Here is a 24,415-nt window from a genome sequence, read left to right as displayed (position 1 = left end):
AAAGGAGGTGATCCAGCCGCAGGTTCCCCTACGGCTACCTTGTTACGACTTCACCCCAGTCATGAAACATACCGTGGTAAGCGGCCTCCTTGCGGTTAGCCTACCTACTTCTGGTATCCCCCACTCCCATGGTGTGACGGGCGGTGTGTACAAGACCCGGGAACGTATTCACCGCAGTATGCTGACCTGCGATTACTAGCGATTCCGACTTCATGCACTCGAGTTGCAGAGTGCAATCCGGACTACGATCGGTTTTCTGAGATTGGCTCCACCTCGCGGCTTGGCTACCCTCTGTACCGACCATTGTATGACGTGTGAAGCCCTGGTCATAAGGGCCATGAGGACTTGACGTCATCCCCACCTTCCTCCGGTTTGTCACCGGCAGTCTCATTAGAGTGCCCAACTGAATGGTGGCAACTAATGACAAGGGTTGCGCTCGTTGCGGGACTTAACCCAACATCTCACGACACGAGCTGACGACAGCCATGCAGCACCTGTGTTACGGCTCCCGAAGGCACTCTTCCGTCTCTGGAAGATTCCGTACATGTCAAGACCAGGTAAGGTTCTTCGCGTTGCATCGAATTAATCCACATCATCCACCGCTTGTGCGGGTCCCCGTCAATTCCTTTGAGTTTTAATCTTGCGACCGTACTCCCCAGGCGGTCAATTTCACGCGTTAGCTACGCTACTAAGCAATCATGTTGCCCAACAGCTAATTGACATCGTTTAGGGCGTGGACTACCAGGGTATCTAATCCTGTTTGCTACCCACGCTTTCGAGCATGAACGTCAGTATTATCCCAGGGGGCTGCCTTCGCCATCGGTATTCCTCCACATCTCTACGCATTTCACTGCTACACGTGGAATTCTACCCCCCTCTGACATACTCTAGCTTACCAGTTCAAAACGCAGTTCCCAAGTTAAGCTCGGGGATTTCACATCTTGCTTAATAAACCGTCTGCGCTCGCTTTACGCCCAGTAATTCCGATTAACGCTCGCACCCTACGTATTACCGCGGCTGCTGGCACGTAGTTAGCCGGTGCTTATTCTTTAGGTACCGTCAGCAGATAATGGTATTAACACTATCCTTTTCTTCCCTAACAAAAGTCCTTTACAACCCGAAGGCCTTCTTCAGACACGCGGCATGGCTGGATCAGGCTTGCGCCCATTGTCCAAAATTCCCCACTGCTGCCTCCCGTAGGAGTCTGGGCCGTGTCTCAGTCCCAGTGTGGCGGATCATCCTCTCAGACCCGCTACTGATCGTCGCCTTGGTAGGCCTTTACCCCACCAACTAGCTAATCAGACATCGGCCGCTCGAATAACGTGAGGTCCGAAGAGCCCCCACTTTCCTTCTCAAAGCGTATGCGGTATTAGCTATCCTTTCGGATAGTTATCCCCCATTACTCGGTACGTTCCGATGCATTACTCACCCGTTCGCCACTCGCCACCAAAAGAGCAAGCTCTTTCGTGCTGCCGTTCGACTTGCATGTGTAAAGCATGCCGCCAGCGTTCAATCTGAGCCAGGATCAAACTCTTATGTTTAATCTCTAACTTACTTTATTCTGGTCTGCTTCAAAGAAACTGACAAGGCAATCAATAACAATTCAAACTAAAAGCCTAAATCATCATTAATCCTTCTTGTCTGTTTTTGTCGCAGTGTGAGACCATCAGGCACTCACACTTATCGGTAATCTGTCTTCTTAAAGAACAAAACTTAAGCTTCTTTACAGAAGCTTTGACTGCCGTAGCAGCGAAAGATGCGAACTATACGCACACAAACCAATATTGTCAATCCCCACAACAGAAAATGTTTCTGTAAAACGGTCAAATGATTGCGCAATAATGGTTTTTTGTTCGGGGACTTTTATCAACAGAAGCAGCAAACAGCAAAAATGGCAGCATAAAAATGGAGGCACAGTTTCAGACTGCCTTGGAGGTTTAACACCTCATTTAGACAGAGGCAGCCTGAAAACGAGTATATGCGCTTCTGTGAAACCAACCTAATCCGCAAACAAAAACCGTATCCAAAATTTTAGGATACGGTTTGTTTATTAGGCGAACACGCGTTTGGCAAGCGGGCTGTTGGGTTCTATGCCTACGCGGCGCATTTCGGTTTGGCGCGCGCCAACATAGGTGCGGACTTCTTTGAGCCACTCGGTGGAGAGCTGGCGCACTTGGTCGTCCACAAGGTCTAAGCCGAGTTCGCCGGACAGCTTGACGGCGATGTTCATAAATTCGTTGAAGTCTTCTTCGGCACTGGGAACGCGCGTGATGTCAAACAGCATGCTGAATCCTTTGTAGGGCTGGTTGCTGAGCAGGGCTTCGGTGAACACGCTGCCATCAAGGGCGGCGATGGTGTATTTGGGGTCGCCGTCGCTGCCAAGGTAGGCGAATGTGCCGTCGTGCATCAGCATAAAGCCTGCTTTCTCTACGGCATGCCGCAGTTCGTTGCCTGATACGTTGGAGCGGGCAACGAGATGGATGGCGATGGTTTGATCGACGCGGGCGCAGAGTTCGTCTAGCGGTCGGGCGGCTTCAAGGAAATCGCCTGTGTGGGTGGTGCTGGCGATGCCGTTCATTTTTTCGGCGAATTGGCGCGATTGCTGGGCAAAGTGTTCCAGCTCTTCTTCGCTGGCTAAACCGCTGCGACTGATGGCTTGCAAGCCGATTACAAAGGCTTGGTAGGCAACGCCTGGGATGGGTTCGGCGACTTGGAAGCGTCCGTCTAGGGTGCAGCCGACAATTTGAAAGCGATGGCTGCCTGATAGGCGGGGGATAACGTTGAGTTCTTGGAGTTCGTAGAGAGCGATGTAGCTCATGTAGTCAAAGCGTTTATCAAACCATTGCAAATCGCTGTTTTCTAGGCTGGCGAGTGAAATCAAGGGTTTGCGGGCTTCGGCTGGGGGGGCGGCTACGTTGGTTACGCTGTTGATGATTTGGGCGAATGGGGTTTCGCGCTTGGGTTGTTGCTCGGTGCGGTCAAATTGGAGCTCGGATTGGTTGGGATTGGTTTTGGGTTTGGCGATGGGCTGGGCGGGAGGGGCTAGATTAACGGAGATTTCTTGTTCGGCAGCCTGAAAATCGGGTTTGGCGTTAATGGTTACGCTAATTTCGTTGTCAATGGGCTGGGCAGTGAGTTGTAGCGCAGCTTTTGCGGTGGGTTTTTCGGCGGGTTGGGTTTGGGGTTTAGGCTGGGGCAATTCGGTTTTGGGTTTTTCAGGATGCGTTTGTTGCGGCGCGGGCGTGGGTTTGGCTGGGTTGGGCGCAACGGTGGGCTCGCTTGGGGTTTCGGGTTTTACGGGGCTGCGGCGCAGGCGTTTGCCTGTTTCGGCGAAGGTTTGTCCGTCGCGGGTGGAGCGGTGGCTGGCGTTGAGCAGGGCATCGCTGTCGGCGTGTCCAAATTGGCTGCGGATTTTTTGGCGGTATTGGTTTTCTTGGTGCATGTTGTAGGCGACAACAACGATGAGTACGGCAAGTAGGATGATGATGAGGAGAAAAATATTCATTTTTTGTTGTTCCGTGCGAATAGAGTGATGCGCCTAATGCGCTAAATATTGGGATTATAACGGATTTAAGATGATGAGGCAGCCTGAAACGAGGTTGGGCGTTGTTGAAGCGGGGATTGAGAACTTGTATTCACTCTTTTCATCTGACGCGACAAAGGCAGCCTGAAACGTGTTTTCTCGTTTTCAGGCTGCCTTTGGATGGATTAGGCGGCTTTGGCGACGGTTACCATCGCGGGGCGCAATACGCGCTCGTTGAGGGTGTAGCCTTTTTTGAGTGTGCCGACGATGGTGCCTGCTTCTTGTTCGCTGGCTTCTACTTCTTGCATGGCTTGGTGGTGGTGCGGGTCTAGTTTGCTGCCTTGTTCGGCGGGGATTTCTTTGATTTGGGTATTGTCAAAGGCTTTGTTAAGCTCGTTGAGAGTCATGCTGACGCCCATTTTCAACGCTTCAAAATTGCCGCTTTGGTCTTGCAATGCCATTTCTAGGTAGTCTTTGACGGTGAGCATTTCGGCGGCGAATTTTTGCGCGGCGAATTTGTGGGCGGCTTGGATTTCTTCTTGGAAGCGACGGCGTAGGTTTTGCTCGTTGGCGAGGCTGCGCAGTTGTTCGTCTTTAAGCTGCCCTTCTAGCTCGGCGATGCGGGCTTGCAGGGATTCTAGGGTGGGTTGCTCGGCTTGGCTTTCGGCGGTTTCTACGGTTGGATTTTCTGTTTCGGGGGTTTGGGTTTGTTTGGTCATTTTTTTGCCTCTTTTGAATGGGTTGTATTTCATGGTGCGCTCTTAATTAGGGGCTACGGTGTGGATTTTCAAGTTTTCAGGCTGCCTAATATATAGAGCGTATAAGGCAGCCTGAAAATGGATTACGCCCATTGGGGTTTAATCAGTAGGCAGGGTGAGTTGTTTGAGCTTGGTGATAACGTTGGTGGGCATGGTGCTGGTTTTGTCCACGGCGATGTAGATAAACATGTGCGGGCGCATGGGGATGGGGTAGAAAACGTGGTGTTGGTTTTGCAGGGTTACCCAAAAATATTCCATCGGCTCTTTGGTTTGCAGGGCGCGCGAGATGCGGGCTTTGAAGTTGTAGATGGCGACGATGCCGTGGGTGAGGGTGTCAAAATCGGTGTGGTTGCCTTCGTGTTTCATCAGTTTGCCTGCTGCGCCGTCCACAAGGGCGGAGTCGGTTACGCCTTCAATGTCCATGAAGATGCGGTGCATCAGAGTGTTGAGATTACGCATGAGTTTCTCCTCTTCTGTTTCAAGATGGGTTGATTCAATGTAGGTAAAGATGATGGGTTTTTCAGGCTGCATGGTACGCCTTTGGTTTGATGTGTGGTTGGGGGTTTATCGGATTTTCAGGCTGCCTAATCATAGCAATTTGTTGATTTTTCGTCCACTTTACCGATGTGGATTTCGCCCTCCACGGGGTTGGCGTTGAGCCGCGCGTAGCTTTGGGCGACTTCTTCGGGCGACACGCCGTGCAGGTTGGGATGGAAGTGGTGCAGGCGGTAGGTTTCGGTGGAAAAGCCGTGGCTGCGGGCGGTGGCGAGCATGGCTTCGCAGGTTTTGCGTTTTTGGTTGGGATTGGCGTTGATGATGAGTAAATCGGCTTGGGGATGGGCTTTGCCGTATTCAAACGCGGCTTGCTGGCGGGCTTGGTTTTGGCGGTGGGCGGCGGCGAATTGCTCAAAGTCAAAGCGGTAGTTGCCTTGCGGGTCGGTGAGGGCTTGGTCGTTGTCGATGTAAACGATTCAGGCTTGCGGGTAGTCGCGTTGGAATTGGGCGATGAGCCGGGCGGCGTAGGTGGTTTTGCCTGCGCCTTCGTGCCCGCGCAGGAGGATGAATTTTTGCATGGGGTGTGAATGGTGTTGGTTTGTTGTTTTCAGGCTGCCTAATCGGTTGCGCTGGCGGCAAGGGCGGCGATGGTTTGGCGGCGGGGATGGTGTATGGTGAGGCACCAGATGTCCCACCATTCTAACCCCGCATCAAAATAGTTGCTGAGCGGGTGTCGGCTGTATTGCGCTCTGCCATTGTGGTTGTAGCTGTTGTGGCGCACCCAGTCGCGCACGCTGATATTGGCTTCTGGCAGCAGCCCCGTTTGTTCGCAGAAATCTGCCCACAGGGCGCGGCGGTCGGCTTCGGGCAGGCTGCCCAAACCGTAGGGCGGCTCGTTGAACGCGCGATAAAGACGGACGAACCAGTTTTGCGGATCAAATTCGGCTTGGGCGTAGTCGCGGCTGGGGCGCAGGCTGGCGGCGGGCTGGATAAAGCAGGTGTCCAACGGTGCGCTGCGGGCGGCTTGGGGGTGAAAGCTGAGCGGCGGCAGCGGGTTTTGCGCGGCGGCGCGGCGGATTTTTGCGCGTTCGGTGTCGTTTTGCGCGGCGGCGAGCCGCTCGGCGTGGTATTGCGCAATGCGCTCGGCTTGGGCATCGTGGTCGGCTTGCAGAATTTGCGCAAACAGGGCGGCAAGCGCGGCGGCGTGGTCGGCTTCGGGGTCGCTGTGCGCGGGGGCTTGCCATACGCCGAAACGGAATACGACGCCTGCGCGGGCGAGCTGGGCGCACAGGGCGGCTTGGCGGTGGGGGTGGGCAAGGTTGGCTTCGGCAAGGGGCATGGCGGGCTTTCAGGCTGCTTTTGGGCAGCGGACGGCAAACAGATTTTCAGGCTACCTTGTATCCAATTTCATCGTTAAACGGGTATTGCGCCAGAACGGCATCGTATTCCCGCTGCTTGCGTTCGCGCCATTCGGGTTTCAGGCTGCCTAATAATTCCAAATCTTTGGCGAACAGCATACGGCGGAAGTCGGTTTTGGGTACGCGGTTTGCGACTTCGTAATCCACCGCCATGCTGAACGTGATGTCTTTCATTATCCAATACAGCAGTTCGTCTAAATCCTGCGTTTTTCTTTCGTTGTAAACATGACCGCGCTCTTCGTTGGCGTAAATATAGCCGTCTGCCACGACGCGGAGAAAGGGCGAGCCGTCGCCAAACGAGGAACTGAGCAGCGGACACACATTATCGGGTGCGCCTATAAGGGCGCGCAGGCGGTCGGTCTCGGCGCGGATTTGCTCGAAGGTGAGTATTTTGGGGCGGCGGAAGAAGTTGAACATGGGGGGCTCCGTGGCGCGGGTTTTCAGGCTGCCTCATCCGGCCGCACGCCGTACCACACCAGCGCGTTTTGCACGCGGCGCAGTTCGCGGCGGATTTGCTTGGCATGGTCGGGATGGGGCGGGTTTTTCGCGTTGTTTAACCGTGCCGACAGGGCGGCGGCTTCGCGTTCCAGTTGGTGCTTGCGGGCGGCAAGCGCGGCGGGGTCGTAGCCGTTGCGGCGGCGTTGCTCAGCTAGGGTGCGGGCGAACAGCGCCGCCCATGCTTTGCCTTTGTTTTTGGGCGGAACGGGGGCGCGGTAGTCCAATTCGGTGCACGCGCCGCCGCAATGGGGGCAGCGCGGGGCGCGTTCTTCGTCGCCGCGGCACCATGATTTTGCGCGTTTGACGGCGGTGCGGCAGGGGAAGCAGACGTAATGGGTGTTGCTCATGGCGGGTTCCTTTTTGGATTTTCAGGCTGCCTTGGGTGTTGCCTGCATAGGCAGCCTGAAAACGGGGCAACGGGTTTTAACTTCGTTGAAACCTGCGGTTTTCAGGCTGCCGTATCGTTTGCTTGGGCTTGGGCGATGTGCCGCATGACACGCATAACATCGGTAGTCTGGGCGCGTTCCGTGTTCCAATCGGCGGGGTTTTCGCGGGGGATGATGCGTGTACCGTAATAGACGTGGCGGAGTTTTTTGGAAAAGCTGTCGTGCAGATGCCGCCAGCTTGCGGGGTCGGCTTGTGGCAGGAGTTTACCGTCCCAGTAAACGTGATCGGCATCGGCGGCGTAGCATGCTCCGATGAGGCGCAGGGTGTCGAGGCGGGTGCAGTGTTTGACGCGGCGGGTGGCGTAATAGGCGTGGTGTCGGTCGGCTGCCCAGTCATTGCCGAGATAGCGGAAGGTGGCGGGGTCGGCTTCGGCAATGGCGCGCAGGGAGGTTTCGTGTTCGGCGTAAACGTGGTTTTTGTCGCGCCAGAGGTAGGCGGCAATGTGTTCAAAGCTGGCGCGGCCGATGTTTTTTAGGGTTGTCCATGCGTGGTAAACGTGGTTTTTATCGCGGGCGATAAAACCTGAGCCGCCATCTGTTTGGAAGACTTCTAGCGTGGCAGGGTCGGCGCGGTGGATTTTGCGGTGTTGGTGCCAGACTGCGCCATCGCGGATGTGCCAGTAGACGATTTTGCCTCTGTGGGTTTGTTGGTTGGGGAGCGTTTGCAGTTTTTGCCACATGGGATTTCTTTTCGCGGATAGGTTTTCAGGCTGCCTTTGGGCTTACGCCTCGGCATACAGCAGCACCAGCGCCGCGGCGACCACCAGCAGCAGCAGCGACAGCGAAAACAGCCATTCCGCCAGCCGCACCAAGCGGGAGTAGTAATGCTGTTCGCTATGTTTTTGCGCCAGATAGCCGATAACCACCACCAGCAAAAAGCCGATGGAGGAAAACAGAAACATATCGTCCGAAATCATTTCGCTGTATTGCATCGACTGCTTCGCCGCCAAAATGCCGACGATTGCCAAGCCCATGCCGGCGATGGTGCCGCTGGTGGAGATTAAGGTGTTGAGTGATTCGCTGTTGCGTGCCATAAGGGTCCTTGGTGATGACTGGTTGGAGCGGCAGCCTGAAAGCCGCAGGCTTCAACGGAGTTAAAACGGGTCGGCGGGCTTTCAGGCTGCCTGTTCGTCTTGCCATTCAATGTCGCTGATTTGCGGATGCGCGCGCAACACGGCATCCAGCGCATCGGCGAGCCTGCCCACCGCGGGGCGGGTGTCCACGGCGCGAAACAGGCGTTTGAGCGGGCGCAGCGTGGCGCGGCTGGGCGTGATAAAGCAGCAGAATGCCACCGCTTCGCCCGCTCCCGCTTCGCCCGCTCCCGCTTCTTCGTCCATATTGCCGCAGCCCAAGCGCAGCGGGAAACCGGCGTGCTCAAATTCAATTTCCCAGCCCCAATCCTCGTCATAGCAATCGGTTACGGGCAAACCGTGCTTGGCAATTCGGCGGCAAGCCATTGGGCGAGTTTTTAGGGTCTGTTGACATTCGGCTTGCGAGACGGTTTTTTGAGTAAAAAATGCCCGAATGCAAGGAAAAAAGCACAGCAAGGTTGGACACCTTGCGAGCATTTTTGACGCGGCAGGCGGGTATTTTTTGCCAAAAACACCGCCGCAAGGCTGATTGTCAACAGACCCTAGCGCATGGGGGCGTTGATGGTGTCGTTTTTGACGGGCGGGAAGGCGTTGGAGCGGAAGGTTACGCTGGTTTTCATCGGTTTTCCTTTCGGGTTGGGTTAAAAATGGGATTTCAGGCCGTCCTATCGGCTAATCAAAATATCGATACGGATAACGCGCAAACAAGCCTTGGGCGATGCGGTTGAGCGTGTCGGCAAAGGCTTGGCGGTGTGCGGGGTTGGCGAAATAGTGTTCGTTTGTGTCTAGGGTGCGTTCTATTTGCGCGAGGTAGGCGGATAGGGCTAGAAATTGGTCAAATGTGATGTCGAAATCAACGATGGCGGCGGGGGTGATTTCGCCTAAATCGTGGTCGTACCAGCAGATATTGCCGTCGCGGCGCAGTAACCAAAAGTCGCCCTGCCCTGAGCTGCCGATTTGCCAGTATTGCCCGCGCAATTCGGGATAATCGCGCCAAAGTTGGCGGTTGCTGCGGGCGGCTTGGGCGTGGTCAAACAGTATGGCATCGCCGTGGATTTCGTGGGCGAGGTTGTATGCGGTGAGGGCGTGTTGGTAGCTGGGGCTGTGGAAATCGGTGAGTTCGGGCGGCAAGGGGGCGGGGGTGGAGCGTTGGGGGAAGAGGGGTTCGGGGGGCATGGGTTTCCTAACGGTATCCGTAGATTTTCAGGCTGCCTGCAAGCCATTCGGTGTCGTATTGCCCGCTGGCAGCCAGCGCGGTGGCAAGGGTTTCGCGGCAGATGGTTTCGGGCAGCGGTATGATGATGTATTCAATTTCCACCAAGGCAATCGGACCTGCGATGTAGTCGCTGGTGTAGCCGCGATGTTGGTCGGAATAGATTTCTAGTTCTATGTCGTATAGCTGGTCGCTGGTGAGGGGTTTGGCTTGGGCGTATTGCAAGCCTGCGCTGCGCCAAAGTGTGTCAAATAGTCGCGCCCATTTGCTGTTGTTCATTAGCGAAACTTTGCGGGCGCGAAGGGCGGCGATGCGTTTTTGGTGGCGGGTTTGGGTGTCGGTGGGCATGGGGTTATCCGTTTCAGGCTGCCTGAAAGCTGTTGGGCGTGGCAATAGTTTGTTGGTTTGGGATTGATGCCTGATATTGTTCACATTTGTCGGGACTTGTCGGGCATGAATGCCCGACCTACTTTGCGGCGCGGAATACGTTTTAGCTTCGCAACTCCGCTTCGCTACGCAGGCTGCCTTTGGGCGATATAGGCAGCCTGAAACGGTTTACGGCTCGGGTTGGATTTCCGCCAATTCCGATTGAAACGCGCTCACTTGTTGCACGCCGATGTCTGCCACGCCGTCCAGCCGCATTCTCATATTTTCCACCACGCCAAAATCTTTGCGCAAAAAGGCGAGATACAGCATGCGCGCGGCAAAGAGTTGGGCGCGGGCATAGGGCGCGGCTTTGGGCACGGCGATGGCGGCGAAGGCGCGGGTGCGGCGTTGCTCGGGCGGGGTGTCGGGCGCGTCTTGCGGCAGGGTGGCAAAGATGCCGGTGGTTTGGAACGCGCCCACTTTGCTTTGCACCATCACCGCCGTGCCGATGCAGGTATGGCGCAGCGCGAGCCGTCCGCCCGACAGTTTTTGGATAACCGCGCTGGACCAGCCGCCGTGTTCCAGCACGCGGCTTTGGTAGTCCATATAAAAGCCTTGCGGGCGGTTGCCGCTGTCGGGCAGCCTGAAAAACTGCGGCTCGCCCACGATTTGCCGCTGGTGCACGGTTTGCATGTGGGAGATGTCAAAGCCGTTGCATATCATGGCGCGCCAGTCGGCGGCAATCAGGCGATCGGTGTGCGTCCACAGGTGGTCGTGTTCGTTCACCATGTTGAACGGGGGGATGGCGGGGGCTTGCGGCGCGGGCGGATAGAGCCACACCAGCCCGAAGCGTTCGATAACGTGCCATGCGCGAGTGGCGAGGCAGCAGCCTTGTTGCACGGCTTGGGTTACAGGGGCGGCGGCATCTTGGCTTTGCGGGATAATGTGGCAGCCATGCAGCCCGCAGGCGATGGCTTCTTGCACGACGCTGCCGCCTTTGAGGTGCGCGCCCATGTGTGGGCAGAAGGCATCGGCGGCTTTCAGGCTGCCTGATTCGCTACGGTACACGACGTAGTGCAAGCCGCCCAGTTGCCCTGATAGGATTTGCTTGGGTTTGAGCTGACGGGCGATGGCGATGGCGTACCATGTTTGGGGATAGTGTTTCCAGTTGGGGGTCATGGTTTGAGTTGGGGTTGAGTAAGGGAATGTGGTTGTTGCGGCAGCCTGAAAGCGCAGCTTCGGCGCAGCCAAAACTATCTCACGCGGCAACCGGTGGCTTCGGCGGCTTGGCAGACGAAATCGTAAAGCTGGCGGGCAAACGGGATGGTTTCGGGTTTGTTGGCGTGGACGAAATCGTCGGCGTGGGCGAACTTATAGGGTGTTTGGATATGTGGGCGGTAAAACGAGTTTGCATAGGTGAGCAGCTTGTCTTTCAAATCCGCATCGGCATGGCTGGCAATCAGGCGGTTGAGTTCGGCGAACAATTCGTCGGTGATGTGAACCAGGCAGTTGTTCGGCGAGGGTTTGACTCTGTCCAAATAGCAGAAGCTGTGGAAGGTGCACATAAATGAATTCGGCTTCGGTGCAGTCTAAATTATTGAAGCGGTTATCCACTTCGTCGGGGCTGACGTAGCCCTGCTTCCATTTGTCGGAATTAATGTTCAGCCCTTCAAACGAGCAGTCATACAGCGTGCCTTTGAAGGTGCAGTTGTCCAGCGGCGAGCCCCAGAATTTGAGCTTGCGCATTTCGCCTTCAAACAGGCAGTTTTTAATCGAATCGCAGAGAAATCTCAGTTTGGTATTGCTTTTTTTCATGCCTGTGAAGGTGCAGTTTTCGATGGTGTTGAAATAGACGCAGTATTTGAACACGCAAGCATGGAACGAGCAGTTGCGGATGTTTTCCACACGGTATGCCAAGCCGTTGTGGAATTTGCTCTCGTCGAATACGCAGTCGGTGATGTTGCAGATTTCGTCGTCGTCCATCGTGGAGCTGATGGTGAAGCACGTCCACGTTGAACCGCTGAAATCGGCGCGGTGCAGGGAAACGGGCAGTTCGTAGGTTTGCGCGTAGTTTTTGTCCAACCCGCTTTCCAGTTTGATGCCGCGAAAGCCCAGCAGCCCGTTTTCGGTTGTGCCGAAGGGGGAGACGGACAGGTTTTGCGTGGCGGAAAGCACGTCTTCCAATGTGGGATAGATGTCCCAGCGTTTTTTGAGTTTGGCGGGGATGGCATGGGGACTCCTTTTAGATTGGGGTTGTCGGATTGGGTTTCAGGCTGCCTTAACGGTTTGAGGCAGCCTGAAAACGAAAAACGCGGCTTTCAGGCTGCCTTGGGTGGCATGAGGCAGCCTGAAAATGGGGTTGTCGGTTTTCGCTTCGCAACGCCGCTACGCTCCGCAGGCTGCCTGTTGTTGCGCCGCTTGCCCTGCCAAAAACCCGCGCAGGGCAAAGGATTTGAGATTATCGGCGGCGAGCAGGGTTAGGCAGACAAGTTCGTCGCCTTGTTGGTAGTGGGGATTTCTTTCGGCGAAAAATTGGGCTTCGGGGTTGCGGTTGCTCGCGCTGTTGTGCCATTGGGCTTTGAGATGCCCTTGCGATTGCGGGTAGTGCACGATGCCGCGCTCGGCTTGGTAATACGCGCCAAAGCGGTCGCGGGCGAGCTGGTTTATCAGGCTTTGGATTTCGGGTGGGGTGGGGGCTTTGCGGTTGGGGTAGTATTGTTTGCTGAACACGTTGAGATAGCGATAGGTGCGGTTACCTTTGACAATCAGCAGCCAGTAAAGCGGGATATGCGGCTGCTGGGCTTGGATTTTGCCGACAAGTTCGCACCATGCCAGCGGCAGGGTTTGGCTGCCCCAGTATTCGTGGCGGATGATGGTGTCGCCCGAAAAGACGGCGCGAACGGGTTGGTTTTGGTGTTCGGCGCGGATGATTTTGAGGGTGGTGAAGCCGACGGGGGTGTTGCCGTCTTGCAGGATGAGGATTTGGTCTTTTTCTTGCAAATCGCGTTGGAACAGCTCGGGGCTGGTGCCGCCGTAGTAGGTGGCGTAGAGAGCGTAGAGTTGGGCGGTTTGGATTTCGCTTAGGCTTTGCGGGGTTTGGGTGCGGGTGGCGAGGGGGTTAGTCATGTTGGTTGAGCCATGTGTCTATGCGATGCAGCCATTTTAGCAGGATGGCTTCGCTGATGAGTGTGAAAATCAGGTTGGGGATGTGTTCGCGTTGCCAGTTGATAAACCAAAGCTGGGCGTGGGTGTGCTGGGCGTTGAAGTGGGAGATGTAGTAGGCGAATAGGGCTTCGCATAGGAACATGGCGGCGATGATGTGCATATGGTGGATTTCGGGCGAGGTGGGGTTGGGATGGGGGTGGTTGCGTTCGGTTTCAGGCTGCCTTTGGGGCTGAGTTTGGGCGTAGTGCGCGCCGATAAGCAGCAGGGCGGCGGAGCATAGGTCGTGGGCGATGCCGTAGCTGTATTTCCATTGGTGCACGCCGTAGAGTAGCCAGAGTTCGGTGGCGGCGCGGACGAGCATCAATGCCCAAAATAGCCGCCATACGCTTTGGGCGCGGGGGAGATGGCTGCGGCGGATGATAAGCGGGGGTTGCAGCAGCCAGCAGTAAAGCGTTAGCCCGAGCCACAGGCTTTTGGGCAGGGCGATGGCGCCGCCGTGCGGGGCGTGGTGGTTTTGCCAGAGGTGGAAGACGAGGGTGGCGAGGAGGGTGAGAAGGGCGAGCAGGCGATTGGGGGGCATGGTGTGTATGGGGCGTTAAGGCAGCCTGAAAGTGGGGGGCAGGCTGCTTTTATTATTGTTTACAGGATTGGGGAGTTTGGAAAAAGGGTTGGTGCTTTGTGGTTAGCTTGTGGTGTAGTTTTAACCATGCGCTTCATGCCAGCGGGGCACTTACTTTTCTTTGCTTCGCCAAAGTGTGAACCTGCATTCATCATCCACACGACAGCTTTTACGCCCTAAAAGCATGGCTACGGCGTTGCAAATGCTCGCAAGGTATTTAACCTTGCTGCACTTTGCGCCTTGTATCCATGCTTTTATGACGCAAAATCTATTCGCGCGGATAATGAATACAGGTTCAAAGCAAAAGAAAGGCGACCCCGACGTGCAGGTCTGCTTCGCAGACTTCCCTCACTGCGCATCCTTTTTTCGGCGCGTGCGAACTAGCCGCACTTCGTGCGTCGTCGAACAAGCGCACGCTTTTTTCCGAAAAAAGGATGCTCCATTCGGCTGGACGTAGGGGAATGGGCAGTAGCATTAAACATTTGTGAAGCGTTAGGCAGCCTGAAAGGCAATCTATCCAGCAAGCCCGTAGGGTGGGCAACTGGTTTGCCCACCACAATTTGTTTGATGGGGTTGGTGGGCAACTGCTGGGGTGATGATTTTCAGGCTGCCTTTTGGGGTGGCGCGAATGGTTGGGCTACGGTGGGGTGCAGGGGCTTGCCCCTGCTCGTGGTAGGCGGCAAAACGCCTGCTCTGGCGAAAAATAAAGAATACTAAAAGGCAGCCTGCGTAGCGAAGCGGAGTTGCGAAGCTAAAATGGAATTGGGGCGCGGTTAAAATGGCTAAAACTACGGCGGGGGCGTAGGCAGCCTGAAAGCTAAGGCAGCCTGAAACCGCCATCACAAAAACAACTCGCGCACTTCGCTTTTGCCTGCTTCGGGCGGGGGGCTGTTTTCGTCCAGCGCTTTGCGCCATGCTTCTATGGCAGGGAGCAGCAGGTCGGCTTGGCTGCGGTAGAAGCGGGGTTTGCCGCCGAAGCGTTGGATGGTGTCGTGTTGGCGTTTGAGCATTTTGATGTCTTGCCCGATGATGATGTGCGACAGCGGCTGGAAAAACAGGCGGATGAGTGGGGCGAGCTTGCCGTATTTGTAGCTGATGACGGTGTGCACTTGGGTTTCGCGCTCGTTGATGGGGGTGCAGGACGAGGTGATGATGTAGTGCTTGCTGTCGGAGAAGATGTAGTCCACGCGCGATGTGTTGGGGGCGATGAAGCGGTCGGTGTGGCGCATTTGCGCGCGGCTGTTTTGCAGGGTGTCCCACACCACGCTTTTTTGGCGCGGTTCGCCGTGGTATTCCACTTCTGCGCCGTCGGCCAGATAGCGCAGCTCGGCTTGCATGGCTTGGCGGGTGGGGCTGCGGAACAGCCCGCGGTGCACATAGACGGCGTGCGGGCAGTCTAGGAAGTTTTCCAAGCATTGGGCGACAGGGGCGTGGAAGTGTTTGTTCATGCGAAAGGTTGTCCAGCCTGCTTCGTTGCAATGCGGGAAGGGCAGGGGTTTTTCGCTGGCGGGTTCGCCGATGCAAAGCCAAACGTAGCCGTCTTGGGCGAGGGTGTGGGCGGTGGGGATGCGCACATCGTGGCAGCAGCTTGGGGTGGCGGGGATGTGGGCGAGCTTGCCTGCGCCGTCAAATTGCCAGCCGTGGTAGGGGCATTGGATGTTGCCGTTGGCGGTTTTGCCGCCCGAGAGCGGCACGTTGCGGTGCGGGCAGCAGTCCAGCAGGGCGGCGTATTGGTTGTTTTGGGTGTGGAAGACGACATAGTGCTGCCCGAAGATTTGCACGGCTTGCGGTTTTTTGCGCACGGCGGCTTCGGTGGCGGCGATGTACCAATGGTTTTTCAGCGACATGGGTGTTCCTTTTTTTGGATGGAGTTAGGCAGCCTGAAAATTAAGCGTGTAATTCTTTTCCGTGCCGTAGCTTTGGCACAAAACAAATTGGTGCGCCTGCATCAGCGCGGTAAGCTGGGCGCGGGTGAGCTTGTCGGGGTCGCCTGCGGTTTCGGAAATGGACACGATGCCATCGGGGTGCAATAGGCGGTGGAACTCTTGCAAATAGGCGGCTGGGTCGGCGATTTCGCCGAGCACGGTAATCAACACAATGCGGTCAAAGCTGCGGTCGGGGAAATCAAAAGGCGTGCCTTGGCAAAGATAATAGCGCGTATTGCGGATTCGGCGTTTTGCCAGCCGTTTTTGCGCGTAGGCAAGCATTTCGGGCTGGATGTCCGCCAGCACCAATTCGCCTTGCGGCACGGCCTGCGCCAGCGCGGGGCTGAAATAGCCTGCGCCGCAACCCATTTCCAGCACGCGATGTTGTGGCAACAAATGCAGCCGCTCCACCACTTGGTGCGGCGATAGGGCAAGATTGCGCAGGGGAATCAGCAGGGTGAAAGCGAGTTGGTGCGGGAAGACTTTGCCCTTTTGGGTTAAGCCCTGCCAGATGGTTTTGAGCGTGGAGAACATGGTTTGCTTGGGTTGGGGATGGTTTGGATGGCGTTGAACCGCGTTTCAGGCTGCCTAACGGGGCAACATAGCGGCAGCCTGAAAACAAGTTTATGCGTACAATTATACCTTTACCCCGCAACCCTTGCCCGCCATGCCCCAAGTCTCTTTTCAGGCTGCCTCAGCCGCCGATGATGCCGATTTGCGCCGACTGCTGCGCGATAACCCCATGCAGCAAGGCGGCTTAACCTTGTCGTTTCGGCGCGAGCCCTCTTATTTTGCCGCGTGCAGCGTGCTGGGGCAAAGCGCGGAAGTGTTTGTCGGGCGCGACACGCAAACAGGCGCGCTGGCCGGCGTGGGCGCGCGTTACCATCTCCCCGCTTTCATCAACGGGCAGGCGCAAAGCATCGTATACCTTGCCGACTTGCGCGTGCAAACCGCCTACCGCAACAGCATCCACCTGCGCCGCGCCTATCAATTTTTGCGCCAACGCCACGCCGCCGACCCCGCGCCCGTGTACACAACCATGATATTGCAAGACAACCGCGCCGCGCTTGCCACCATCGCCGCCCAACGCGCAGGCTTGCCGCCCTATCACGCGCAAGGCACGGTACACACCCCGCTTATCCTGCTAGGCTGGCAAAAACCCACCCTCGCCGCCCCTTGCACCATCCGCCGCGCCACCGCCGCCGATTGGGCAGCCATCGTCGCCTTTTTAAACCGCGAAAACGCCCGCTACCAATTCGCCCCCGTGTACCACGAAAACGATTTAACCAACGGGCGATTGCGCGAAATGCAGCCTGAAAACATCCTACTTGCCGAAGCAAACGGCAGCATCATCGGCACGATCGCCCTCTGGCAACAAAGCGCGTTTCGCCAACTCCACATTGATGCCTACCACGGCGCATGGCGGTTTATCCGCCCCGTTTACAACGCCCTCGCAAGGCTGACCCCGCTCGCCCCCCTGCCCCGCGCAGGCGAAGCCCTAAAATACGCCTATCTTTCGCTGATGGCGGTGCAAAATGACGATTTAGCCGTGTTCCGCGCCCTGCTGCGCCAAGCCTACCGCGCCAGCCACGGCACGGGGCTGCATTATCTTATCGGCGCGTTTCACGAACGCCACCCGCTGCGCCCCGCCTTCGCCGATTACGCCGGCATCCCCAGCGGCGGGCAATTGTTTACCGTGCAGTTTGATAGCGAACCCTATCTGCTGGATGGGCGCGTGCCGTATATTGATGCGGCGGCGATATAGCCATTTGAGGCAGCCTGCGTAGCGAAGCGGAGTTGCGGAGCTAAAACCCCTTACACGCCTTATTCCCCATTTTCAGGCTGCCTCAACCGCAACCGTAACCCTCCCCCAACAAGGAAACCCAACATGAAACCCACCCTCCTCTTCGCCCTAGCCTTGTTCCCCAGCCTTGTCCCCGCCGCCCCCACATGGAAAACCGTCCAACAAGCCAGCGGCGACCTTAACGGCGACGGACGCGCCGACAAAGTCATCATCGAGCAGCAACAAGACCCGCACAAAATCATCAAAAACGAAAGCCTCGGCGCGCCCGAACTCAATCTCAACCCCCGCCGCCTCACCGTATTGCTTGCCGGCGCAAACGGCTTCCAACCCGCCGCCCGCGCCACATGGCTGCCCGGCGAACACAACCGCGACACCCCCTGCTTGGAAGACCCGCTGGGCGACGACAGCCTTGCCATCAAAAACCAAATACTCACCCTCAATTTGGGCTACTGGCTCTCCTGCGGCTCATACGGCGTGAGCCACAACGCCTACAAATACCGGCTGCAACACGGCGCATTCATCCTTATCGGCGCAGATTCCAGCAGCTATATGCGCAACGGCGGCTACGGCACCGCCATCAGCATCAACTTCCCCGCCCGCAAAATCAAAGCCACAGGCTACATCCAAATTTTTGAAGAAGAAAACGGCGCAACGCCCCAGCCCCAGCAAGACCGCTGGACAACACTCAAAAGCCACAAAACCTACACCCTCGCCCAACAACCGCCCGAACCCTACGACTTGCTAAAACAATCCGACTCCCGCCTGCTGGATTGGCTTTCCCAAGCCGATGGGCGGTCAGAATAAGCGGCTTGCTTTGTTTGTTTTCAGGCTGCCTCAACAGCGCAACCCCCAAAAGGCAGCCTGAAACCCCGCCCCAAGCCCCAAAAAAAGGACATCCCATGCCCCCCACCCGCCTCAACCTCGCCATTCTCGCCGCCGCCAGCCTCGCCAACCTGCTCGCGCTCCACACCGCCACACACGCCGCATGGTATTTCGCCCTGCCCGCCGCGCTGCTGTTTTCGTTGAGTAACAACACGATTTTTGCCCTGCTGCATGAATGCGTGCACGGCATTTTCGCGCGCAACCCCACCTTAAACCGCTGGGCAGGGCGCTACGCCGCCGCATGGTTTCCCACTGGCTACGCGCTGCAAAAAACCTTCCATCTGGTGCACCACCGCAACAACCGCAGCCCATCCGAGCAATTTGACATCATCCATCCGCAAGACATCCGCTGGCTCAAATACGCCCAATGGTATGCCATCTACACCGGCATGTATTGGGCGACCGCCGTGCTGGGCGCGGTTGTCTTTTCGCTCACCCCGCGCATTGTCGGCAACGCCCTGCGCCAAGCGTTCGGCAAGCAAGGCGGCGAGCAGACGGGCGCGGCCAACTACATCGGCGCGCTCAACGCCTTGCCGCTCGCCGCCAAAGCCGAAATCTGGGGTGCCATCGCTTTTCAGGCTGCCTTGTTCGCGCTGCTGGATTTGACATGGCAATCATGGCTGCTGTGCTACGCCGTGTTCGGCTGGCAATGGAGCAACCTGCAATACACCGACCACGCCTTCTCGCCGCTGGACAGCCAAAACGGCGCGTGGAATTTAATCGTTCCCAAGCCCGTGCGCCTGTTTTTTCTCAACTACCACTACCACCTCGCCCACCACCAGCACCCGCAAGTCCCGTGGACGCAGCTCCCCCGATACGCCCACCGCGGCGCGCGGTTTTGGACGGTTTGGCGGCACTGCATCACCGGCCCCAAGCCGCAAAACAAACTGCCGCACATCCCCACCTATCCGCTTAACCCGCCCCGCTAATCCCCCAAGGCAGCCTGAAAACCAATAACCCGTTTTCAGGCTGCCCCAATGCTAAAATCCCCCCGTTCCCCATCCCTCATCAGCCCTATGATCCCCGCCCAGCAAATCCTGCAAGACACCTTCGGCTACCCCAACTTCCGCGGCAACCAAGCCCAAATCATCGACACCGTTGTTCAAGGCAACAGCGCCTTTGTGCTGATGCCCACCGGCGGCGGCAAATCGCTGTGCTACCAAATCCCCGCCCTGATGCGCGAAGGCGTCGCCATTGTTATCTCCCCGCTCATCGCCCTGATGGACGACCAAGTTGCCAACGCCCGCGCCGTGGGCATCCATGCCGCCGCCGTACACAGCGGCACGCCCGCCGACACCATCCGCCAAATCGCCGAAGACATCGATTCAGGCAGCCTGAAACTGCTCTACGTTTCCCCCGAACGCCTTACCACCGAAAAATTCCTACGCTTTTTAGACCACACCACCGTTAGCCTATTCGCCATCGACGAAGCCCATTGCGTGAGCCAATGGGGGCACGACTTTCGCCCGGAATACCAACAACTCAGCCTGCTCGCCCAGCGCTATCCGCACATCCCGCGCATCGCGCTTACCGCCACCGCCGATGCTCAAACCCGCCTAGACATCAAACACTATTTGCAGCTAAACGATGCCGCCGAATTCATATCCAGCTTCGACCGCCCCAACATCCATTATCAAGTGATAGAACGGCAAAACGGCAAAAAACAGCTGCTGGATTTCATCCAAAAACAAGCCGCAGGGCAAAGCGGCATCGTGTATTGCCTGAGCCGCAAAAGCGTGGAAGACATCGCCCAATATCTGTGCGACAGCGGGCTGAACGCGCTGCCGTATCACGCAGGCTTGCCCATCCAAACCCGCAGCCAAAATCAACACCGCTTCACGCACGAAGACAACATCATCATCGTCGCCACCGTTGCCTTCGGCATGGGCATCGACAAACCCGACGTGCGCTACGTTGCCCACTTGGATATGCCGCAAAGCGTGGAGCATTTTTACCAAGAAAGCGGCAGGGCGGGGCGCGACGGCTTGCCCGCCACCAGCTGGCTGTGCTACGGCATGAACAACCTGATGCTGCTGCGCGAGCGCATCCAAGAAAGCAGCGTGAGCGAGCAGCAAAAGCAAATTGAGCTGCAAAAACTCAACGCCATGTTTGACATCTGCGAAACCGCCGAATGCCGCCGCGTGTTGCTGTTGCGCCACTTTGGCGAAGAAAGCCAGCCCTGCGGCAACTGCGACAACTGCCAACACCCGCCCATCCGCTTTGATGCCACCGAGTTGGTGCAAAAGCTGCTGAGCTGCATCTACCGCGTGGGGCAGCAATACGCCGCAGGCTATGTGATTAACGTGTTGCGCGGCAAGGCGGACGATTGGATTACGCGCAACGGGCACGAGCAACTCAGCACCTTCGGCATCGGCGCAGGCTTAACCGACAAAAACTGGCGCAACATCATCCGCCAATGCATCGGGCAAAACCTCATCGCCGCCGATGTAAGCCACCACCAAGCCCTGATGCTCACCCCCGCCGCGCTGCCCGTGTTAAAAGGCGAGCAAAGCGTGATGCTGCGCCCGCTCAAACGCGAAAAAGCCGCCACCCAATCGGGCAGCCTGAAAAGCCAATGGCTGCGCACCGAGCGCGAAGAACGCATCTGGCAAGCCCTGCGCCAATGGCGGCTGGACCAAGCCCGTAGCGAAAACATCGCCGCCTACATGATTTGCGGCGACAAAACCCTGCAAGACATCATCCGACAGCAGCCGCGCACCCTTGCCGACCTGCCGCCTATCTACGGCTTGGGCGATGCCAAAATCGCCAAATACGGGCAGGCGATTTTGGATGTGTATCTGCCGTTGAACGGGCAGGAAGCGGGCGGTTGAGGCAGCCTGAAAATCTGTTTTTGCTTTTCAGGCTGCCTCAATATCGCCAACACGCCAACGCGCAGCGCATTTCAGACTGCCTCATGCCACAAAAGGCAGCCTGAAACCCAATCCCCAACCCGCCGCAAAGGAAAAACCGTGAACAAATTTATCTACCACAACTAGACCTACAGACCCCTCCACCCGATTAACGATATCGTCGCCCCGCCAATTTTTTGGAAGAAGCTGTGCTGTTGGCAAAACAGCACCGCACCGGTTTGCAAATCGGCTATTCCCCCTTTTGCAAAGCAGACAGCGCAGAAGTAAGCGCGCTGATGCGCCGGCTCGCCGCTGTCGATTTCGCCCCGCTCGCGCTTTATCCCGAGCTGGAAAAATTGTGTATAAACGAACTGCCGCGGGAAACCACCGAAATCAAAAATGTTGAACAGCTTTACGCCATGCCCAAGCTGAAAAATTTAAGTATTTGGGACAAACAAATGCCCCGGCTGGACGTTTCGCGCTTCATCGCTTTGGAATCGCTGCAAGCCAACCCCGCCGACCTCAAACACATCATCAACATCGGCAAGGCGGCAGGGCTGAGGTTTCTGAGCCTATATTCCTACAAAGGCAAAGATTTGACCGAATTCGCCAGCCTGAAAAACCTTACCAACATCGATTTAATCAACCCCGCCATCGGCAGCCTGAACGGCTTGGAACAAATGCCGCAGCTGGAAAGGTTGGAGCTGATGGGTACGCGCAACCTGAAAGACGTTTCGCTTATCGGCGAACTGCTCACCCAAAACCGCCTGCCCAAGCTGCGCAGCCCAATGCTGCCGAAAAAATTTCAAGCCGATCAGGAACGTTTTAGAGCCCTGTGCATCCAACAATGGCAGGCGCGGCAGACGAAATAGGCAGCCTGAAAAGCCATAAAACCTGTTTTCAGGCTGCCTCAAACCCACCCCCGCCCATAAACATTCATGCCACGCAATCGGCGTAACCATGTTCCAAAAAACTACCCGCCCTGCCCAACCTGCCCCCCCAGCCAAGCAAGAAATCTTGGACGGCGCGCAAGTAAACGACGCGCAAGACGAACTGGAACACTACGGCAAAACGCCCGCCAAAGAATATTCATGGCGACTGGCTTTGCTGCAAGCCTATCTGCTGGTTTGGGCGCTGGGCGCAACGGGCAAGCTAAGCCCCTCTGCCGTCATCGGGCAAATCAACGAAAACATCGCCCGCCTGCAAGAATTAGCGGTTCTAATCCGCGCCAAAAAGGAGCAAAATCCGCCTATTTTGTATTAACAAGGAAACCCTTATGACCCACACCGTCCACCTAAAATTTGACGACATCGACAACACCACCCTGCAACGCCTATGCGGCGCGTTAGACGAAAACCTCACCGCGCTCGGCAAAGCCCTTTCCGTGCAAACCAGCCGCCGCTTCGCCGATTTCACCTTTATCGGCGACAACGCCCACGCCGCCCGCCGCGCCCTGCTCGCGCTTGCCGACACCGCGCAAAGCCGCGATTTAACCCCCGAAGACATCCAACTCGCCGCCGTGGAAGCCAAAACCGCCGACGCGCAACACGTTGAACGCAGCAACGACAACCACGCCTACCATTTCCACACCAAGCGCGGCAACATCGGCGGGCGCACCCCGCGCCAAAACGGCTATATCCGCGCCCTGCTCAACCACGATGTCGTGTTCGGTCTCGGGCCCGCAGGCACAGGCAAAACCTATCTTGCCGTGGCCGCCGCCGTGGACGCGATGGAAAAACACCAAATCGAACGCATCGTGCTGGTGCGCCCCGCCGTGGAAGCGGGCGAAAAACTGGGCTTTCTGCCGGGCGATTTGGCGCAAAAAGTAGACCCCTACCTGCGCCCGCTGTATGACGCGCTGTATGACCTGATGGGCTTTGACCGCGTAACCAAGCTGATGGAAAAAGGGCTGATTGAAATCGCCCCGCTCGCCTATATGCGCGGGCGCACGCTCAATGGCGCGTATGTGATTTTGGACGAGGCGCAAAACACCACGCCCGAGCAGATGAAAATGTTTTTAACCCGCATCGGCTTTGGCGCAAAAGCCGTGATTACAGGCGATTTAAGCCAAGTGGATTTGCCGCGCAACATCAAATCAGGCTTGCGCGATGCCAAAGAAAAACTGCGCGACGTGGAAGGCTTGTATTTCCACACGTTTACCAGCGAAGACGTAGTGCGCCACCCGCTGGTGCAGAAAATCGTGGAAGCGTATGACGCGGCGGAAACCACGCACGTTGAATTGAGTTTGCAGGATTAAACAGAGGCAGCCTGAAAATAGGATTACCCCGTTTTCAGGCTGCCCCAAAGGAACCGCCATGCCCCCAGCCAAATTTTTCGCCGCCCTTATCCTAACGCCCCTGCTCGCCATCGCCGCCCCCGCACCGATAACGCTGCCACAAATCCAAACCCAAGCCCAGCAAGGCAACCCCGAAGCCCAAGCCCGCCTTGGCGAAGCCTATTTAAACAGCAACCTCGGCATCGCCCAAGACTGCGCCCAAGCCCTCGCATGGAGCAGCAAAGCCGCGCAGCAAGGCAACCGCCAAGCTAGGCGCAACCTTGCCGTGCAATACCTCAACGGCTGCGGCACAGCGTTTGACTACCCCAAAGCCCTCGCCCTGCTGCAACAATCCTACCAAGCAGGCGACAAAAAATCCGCCCTCTATCTCGGCATCATCTACGAACGCGGGCTCGGCGTAGCCCAAGACTACGCCCAAGCCGCCGCCTACTACCAACAAGCCGACCAAAACAACGACATCACAGGGCAATACCGCCTTGCCAAACTCTACGAACAAGGGCTAGGCGTGCCACGCGATTTCGCCCAAGCCCGCGCCCTCTATCTCAAACACACCACCCGCCAAGACCACATCACCGCCCCCAGCTTCCAAGCCCTCGGCGACCTCTACCGATACGGCTTGGGCGTAAACAAAAACCCCCGCGAAGCGCAAAAATGGTACCGCCTCGCCAAGCAATCCGCCGCAGTGAAATAAAGCATAAAGGCAGCCTGAAACCCGCCCAGCGCCGCCCAAATAACGCAACCCACCGCCTCACTGTTTCACCCAAACGCTTTTCAGGCTGCCGCAACACAACAGATAGGCAGCCTGAAAATGGAAACGAGCTTTCAGGCTGCCCATCGCTGATTTTCCGCCCGCGCAGGCGTTTCGCCGCCTGCCACGAGCAGGGGCAAGCCCCTGTACCCCGTGCAGCATCCGCCATTCCGGCAAAATTTGCTCCTTGTCGCGCCGTGACGCAGCAACAGCTTGCCGCCAAGTAACACCGCCTGCCCACAGCCATTCCCCATTTTCAGGCTGCCGCCACATAATTAAGCAGCCTTGCCCCTTTGTCTGAATCTTTGATTTAGTCATG

31 protein-coding genes and 1 rRNA gene are annotated in these 24,415 nt (G+C 56.9%); 10 read left to right on the top strand and 22 right to left on the bottom strand.

Annotated elements, in window-relative coordinates; genetic code table 11:
- The 5 genes from H3L93_RS12785 to H3L93_RS13235 all read right to left on the bottom strand — a co-directional run bounded on the left by H3L93_RS12785 (position 1) and on the right by H3L93_RS13235 (position 5,054).
- Positions 1 to 1,541: ribosomal RNA gene (locus H3L93_RS12785) — 16S ribosomal RNA — on the bottom strand.
- Positions 1,542 to 2,050: 509 nt separating this feature from the next.
- Positions 2,051 to 3,505: a cell division protein ZipA C-terminal FtsZ-binding domain-containing protein gene (locus tag H3L93_RS12780; protein WP_003798556.1), complete on the bottom strand. Its 1,455-nt coding sequence runs from the start codon at positions 3,503 to 3,505 to the stop codon at positions 2,051 to 2,053.
- A 203-nt stretch (positions 3,506 to 3,708) separates the two neighbouring features.
- Positions 3,709 to 4,242: a nucleotide exchange factor GrpE gene (gene grpE, locus H3L93_RS12775; protein WP_040559084.1), complete on the bottom strand. Its 534-nt coding sequence runs from the start codon at positions 4,240 to 4,242 to the stop codon at positions 3,709 to 3,711.
- A 138-nt stretch (positions 4,243 to 4,380) separates the two neighbouring features.
- Entirely contained in the window at positions 4,381 to 4,812 is a 432-nt protein-coding gene (locus H3L93_RS12770) for a hypothetical protein (protein ID WP_003798553.1), read from the bottom strand.
- 53 nt (positions 4,813 to 4,865) lie between these two features.
- Entirely contained in the window at positions 4,866 to 5,054 is a 189-nt protein-coding gene (locus H3L93_RS13235) for a hypothetical protein (RefSeq protein ID WP_246313983.1), read from the bottom strand.
- 63 nt (positions 5,055 to 5,117) lie between these two features.
- Between H3L93_RS13235 and H3L93_RS13230 the strand changes: the two genes are divergently transcribed.
- Positions 5,118 to 5,363, top strand: a complete 246-nt coding sequence (locus tag H3L93_RS13230; protein ID WP_003798551.1) for a hypothetical protein — start codon at positions 5,118 to 5,120, stop codon at positions 5,361 to 5,363.
- Between the two features lie 29 nt (positions 5,364 to 5,392).
- On the opposite strand, the gene H3L93_RS12760 is transcribed toward H3L93_RS13230, so the two are convergent.
- From H3L93_RS12760 to H3L93_RS12725, 8 genes are all read right to left on the bottom strand, one after another.
- Positions 5,393 to 6,115, bottom strand: coding sequence for a hypothetical protein (locus H3L93_RS12760; protein WP_003798550.1), 723 nt, complete (start codon positions 6,113 to 6,115; stop codon positions 5,393 to 5,395).
- Positions 6,116 to 6,161: 46 nt separating this feature from the next.
- Positions 6,162 to 6,611: an Imm63 family immunity protein gene (locus tag H3L93_RS12755; protein WP_003798549.1), complete on the bottom strand. Its 450-nt coding sequence runs from the start codon at positions 6,609 to 6,611 to the stop codon at positions 6,162 to 6,164.
- A 23-nt stretch (positions 6,612 to 6,634) separates the two neighbouring features.
- On the bottom strand, positions 6,635 to 7,039 hold the full coding sequence (locus tag H3L93_RS12750) for a hypothetical protein (protein ID WP_040559082.1): 405 nt from the start codon (positions 7,037 to 7,039) through the stop codon (positions 6,635 to 6,637).
- 101 nt (positions 7,040 to 7,140) lie between these two features.
- Positions 7,141 to 7,818, bottom strand: a complete 678-nt coding sequence (locus H3L93_RS12745; RefSeq protein WP_003798547.1) for a DKNYY domain-containing protein — start codon at positions 7,816 to 7,818, stop codon at positions 7,141 to 7,143.
- Between the two features lie 42 nt (positions 7,819 to 7,860).
- Positions 7,861 to 8,172 (bottom strand): hypothetical protein, encoded by a 312-nt coding sequence (locus H3L93_RS12740; protein WP_003798546.1) that lies wholly within the window; start codon positions 8,170 to 8,172, stop codon positions 7,861 to 7,863.
- Between the two features lie 81 nt (positions 8,173 to 8,253).
- Complete coding sequence (locus H3L93_RS12735) at positions 8,254 to 8,595, bottom strand: hypothetical protein (RefSeq protein ID WP_003798545.1); 342 nt, start codon at positions 8,593 to 8,595, stop codon at positions 8,254 to 8,256.
- A gap of 306 nt (positions 8,596 to 8,901) precedes the next feature.
- A complete protein-coding gene (locus H3L93_RS12730) occupies positions 8,902 to 9,405 on the bottom strand; it encodes a hypothetical protein (protein WP_003798542.1) in 504 nt (167 codons plus the stop codon).
- 7 nt (positions 9,406 to 9,412) lie between these two features.
- Positions 9,413 to 9,835 (bottom strand): toxin-antitoxin system protein, encoded by a 423-nt coding sequence (locus H3L93_RS12725; protein ID WP_155803228.1) that lies wholly within the window; start codon positions 9,833 to 9,835, stop codon positions 9,413 to 9,415.
- Positions 9,836 to 9,899: 64 nt separating this feature from the next.
- Here H3L93_RS12725 and H3L93_RS13415 point away from each other — a divergent pair, with 64 nt between their 5' ends.
- Positions 9,900 to 10,034, top strand: a complete 135-nt coding sequence (locus tag H3L93_RS13415) for a hypothetical protein (protein WP_281365006.1) — start codon at positions 9,900 to 9,902, stop codon at positions 10,032 to 10,034.
- Here the strand turns inward: H3L93_RS13415 and H3L93_RS12720 are convergent.
- The 8 genes from H3L93_RS12720 to H3L93_RS12690 all read right to left on the bottom strand — a co-directional run bounded on the left by H3L93_RS12720 (position 9,998) and on the right by H3L93_RS12690 (position 16,051).
- Entirely contained in the window at positions 9,998 to 10,987 is a 990-nt protein-coding gene (locus H3L93_RS12720; RefSeq protein ID WP_003798538.1) for a Rieske 2Fe-2S domain-containing protein, read from the bottom strand. The two genes, H3L93_RS13415 and H3L93_RS12720, sit on opposite strands and share 37 nt — an antisense overlap.
- 74 nt (positions 10,988 to 11,061) lie before the next feature.
- Positions 11,062 to 11,244, bottom strand: a complete 183-nt coding sequence (locus H3L93_RS13035) for a hypothetical protein (RefSeq protein ID WP_211204742.1) — start codon at positions 11,242 to 11,244, stop codon at positions 11,062 to 11,064.
- The gene (locus tag H3L93_RS12715; RefSeq protein WP_003798534.1) at positions 11,180 to 11,992 is read right to left on the bottom strand and encodes a pentapeptide repeat-containing protein; all 813 of its coding nucleotides are present in this window, start codon (positions 11,990 to 11,992) and stop codon (positions 11,180 to 11,182) included. The genes H3L93_RS13035 and H3L93_RS12715 overlap by 65 nt, the downstream gene beginning before the upstream one ends.
- Positions 11,993 to 12,193: 201 nt before the next feature.
- A complete protein-coding gene (locus H3L93_RS12710) occupies positions 12,194 to 12,934 on the bottom strand; it encodes a hypothetical protein (RefSeq protein WP_003798531.1) in 741 nt (246 codons plus the stop codon).
- Positions 12,927 to 13,553, bottom strand: coding sequence for a hypothetical protein (locus H3L93_RS12705; RefSeq protein WP_003798530.1), 627 nt, complete (start codon positions 13,551 to 13,553; stop codon positions 12,927 to 12,929). The genes H3L93_RS12710 and H3L93_RS12705 overlap by 8 nt, the downstream gene beginning before the upstream one ends.
- A gap of 552 nt (positions 13,554 to 14,105) precedes the next feature.
- Positions 14,106 to 14,435, bottom strand: coding sequence for a hypothetical protein (locus H3L93_RS12700; RefSeq protein ID WP_003798520.1), 330 nt, complete (start codon positions 14,433 to 14,435; stop codon positions 14,106 to 14,108).
- Complete coding sequence (locus tag H3L93_RS12695; RefSeq protein WP_003798518.1) at positions 14,432 to 15,439, bottom strand: Rieske 2Fe-2S domain-containing protein; 1,008 nt, start codon at positions 15,437 to 15,439, stop codon at positions 14,432 to 14,434. Before H3L93_RS12695 ends, H3L93_RS12700 begins: the two co-directional genes overlap by 4 nt.
- A 24-nt stretch (positions 15,440 to 15,463) precedes the next feature.
- Complete coding sequence (locus tag H3L93_RS12690; protein WP_003798513.1) at positions 15,464 to 16,051, bottom strand: class I SAM-dependent methyltransferase; 588 nt, start codon at positions 16,049 to 16,051, stop codon at positions 15,464 to 15,466.
- Positions 16,052 to 16,184: 133 nt separating this feature from the next.
- Between H3L93_RS12690 and H3L93_RS12685 the strand changes: the two genes are divergently transcribed.
- From H3L93_RS12685 to H3L93_RS12650, 8 genes are all read left to right on the top strand, one after another.
- Positions 16,185 to 17,282, top strand: coding sequence for a GNAT family N-acetyltransferase (locus H3L93_RS12685; protein ID WP_003798508.1), 1,098 nt, complete (start codon positions 16,185 to 16,187; stop codon positions 17,280 to 17,282).
- A gap of 123 nt (positions 17,283 to 17,405) precedes the next feature.
- On the top strand, positions 17,406 to 18,125 hold the full coding sequence (locus H3L93_RS12680; RefSeq protein ID WP_003798507.1) for a hypothetical protein: 720 nt from the start codon (positions 17,406 to 17,408) through the stop codon (positions 18,123 to 18,125).
- 95 nt (positions 18,126 to 18,220) lie between these two features.
- Positions 18,221 to 19,132, top strand: a complete 912-nt coding sequence (locus tag H3L93_RS12675; RefSeq protein ID WP_003798506.1) for a fatty acid desaturase family protein — start codon at positions 18,221 to 18,223, stop codon at positions 19,130 to 19,132.
- 87 nt (positions 19,133 to 19,219) lie between these two features.
- Complete coding sequence (recQ, locus tag H3L93_RS12670) at positions 19,220 to 21,034, top strand: DNA helicase RecQ (RefSeq protein ID WP_003798505.1); 1,815 nt, start codon at positions 19,220 to 19,222, stop codon at positions 21,032 to 21,034.
- Between the two features lie 233 nt (positions 21,035 to 21,267).
- Positions 21,268 to 21,924 (top strand): leucine-rich repeat domain-containing protein, encoded by a 657-nt coding sequence (locus H3L93_RS12665; protein ID WP_155803227.1) that lies wholly within the window; start codon positions 21,268 to 21,270, stop codon positions 21,922 to 21,924.
- A gap of 88 nt (positions 21,925 to 22,012) precedes the next feature.
- A complete protein-coding gene (locus H3L93_RS12660) occupies positions 22,013 to 22,315 on the top strand; it encodes a hypothetical protein (RefSeq protein ID WP_003798501.1) in 303 nt (100 codons plus the stop codon).
- Between the two features lie 13 nt (positions 22,316 to 22,328).
- Complete coding sequence (locus H3L93_RS12655) at positions 22,329 to 23,309, top strand: PhoH family protein (RefSeq protein WP_003798500.1); 981 nt, start codon at positions 22,329 to 22,331, stop codon at positions 23,307 to 23,309.
- Between the two features lie 58 nt (positions 23,310 to 23,367).
- Positions 23,368 to 24,039 (top strand): tetratricopeptide repeat protein, encoded by a 672-nt coding sequence (locus H3L93_RS12650; RefSeq protein WP_003798499.1) that lies wholly within the window; start codon positions 23,368 to 23,370, stop codon positions 24,037 to 24,039.
- A 57-nt stretch (positions 24,040 to 24,096) separates the two neighbouring features.
- Here H3L93_RS12650 and H3L93_RS12645 read toward each other — a convergent pair whose 3' ends face one another.
- On the bottom strand, positions 24,097 to 24,414 hold the full coding sequence (locus H3L93_RS12645; protein ID WP_003798498.1) for a hypothetical protein: 318 nt from the start codon (positions 24,412 to 24,414) through the stop codon (positions 24,097 to 24,099).
- Position 24,415: the final 1 nt, after the last annotated feature.

The organism is Kingella oralis, assembly GCF_014054985.1.
GTDB lineage: Bacteria > Pseudomonadota > Gammaproteobacteria > Burkholderiales > Neisseriaceae > Kingella_B > Kingella_B oralis.
This window is presented reverse-complemented; position numbering and strand designations above follow the sequence as displayed.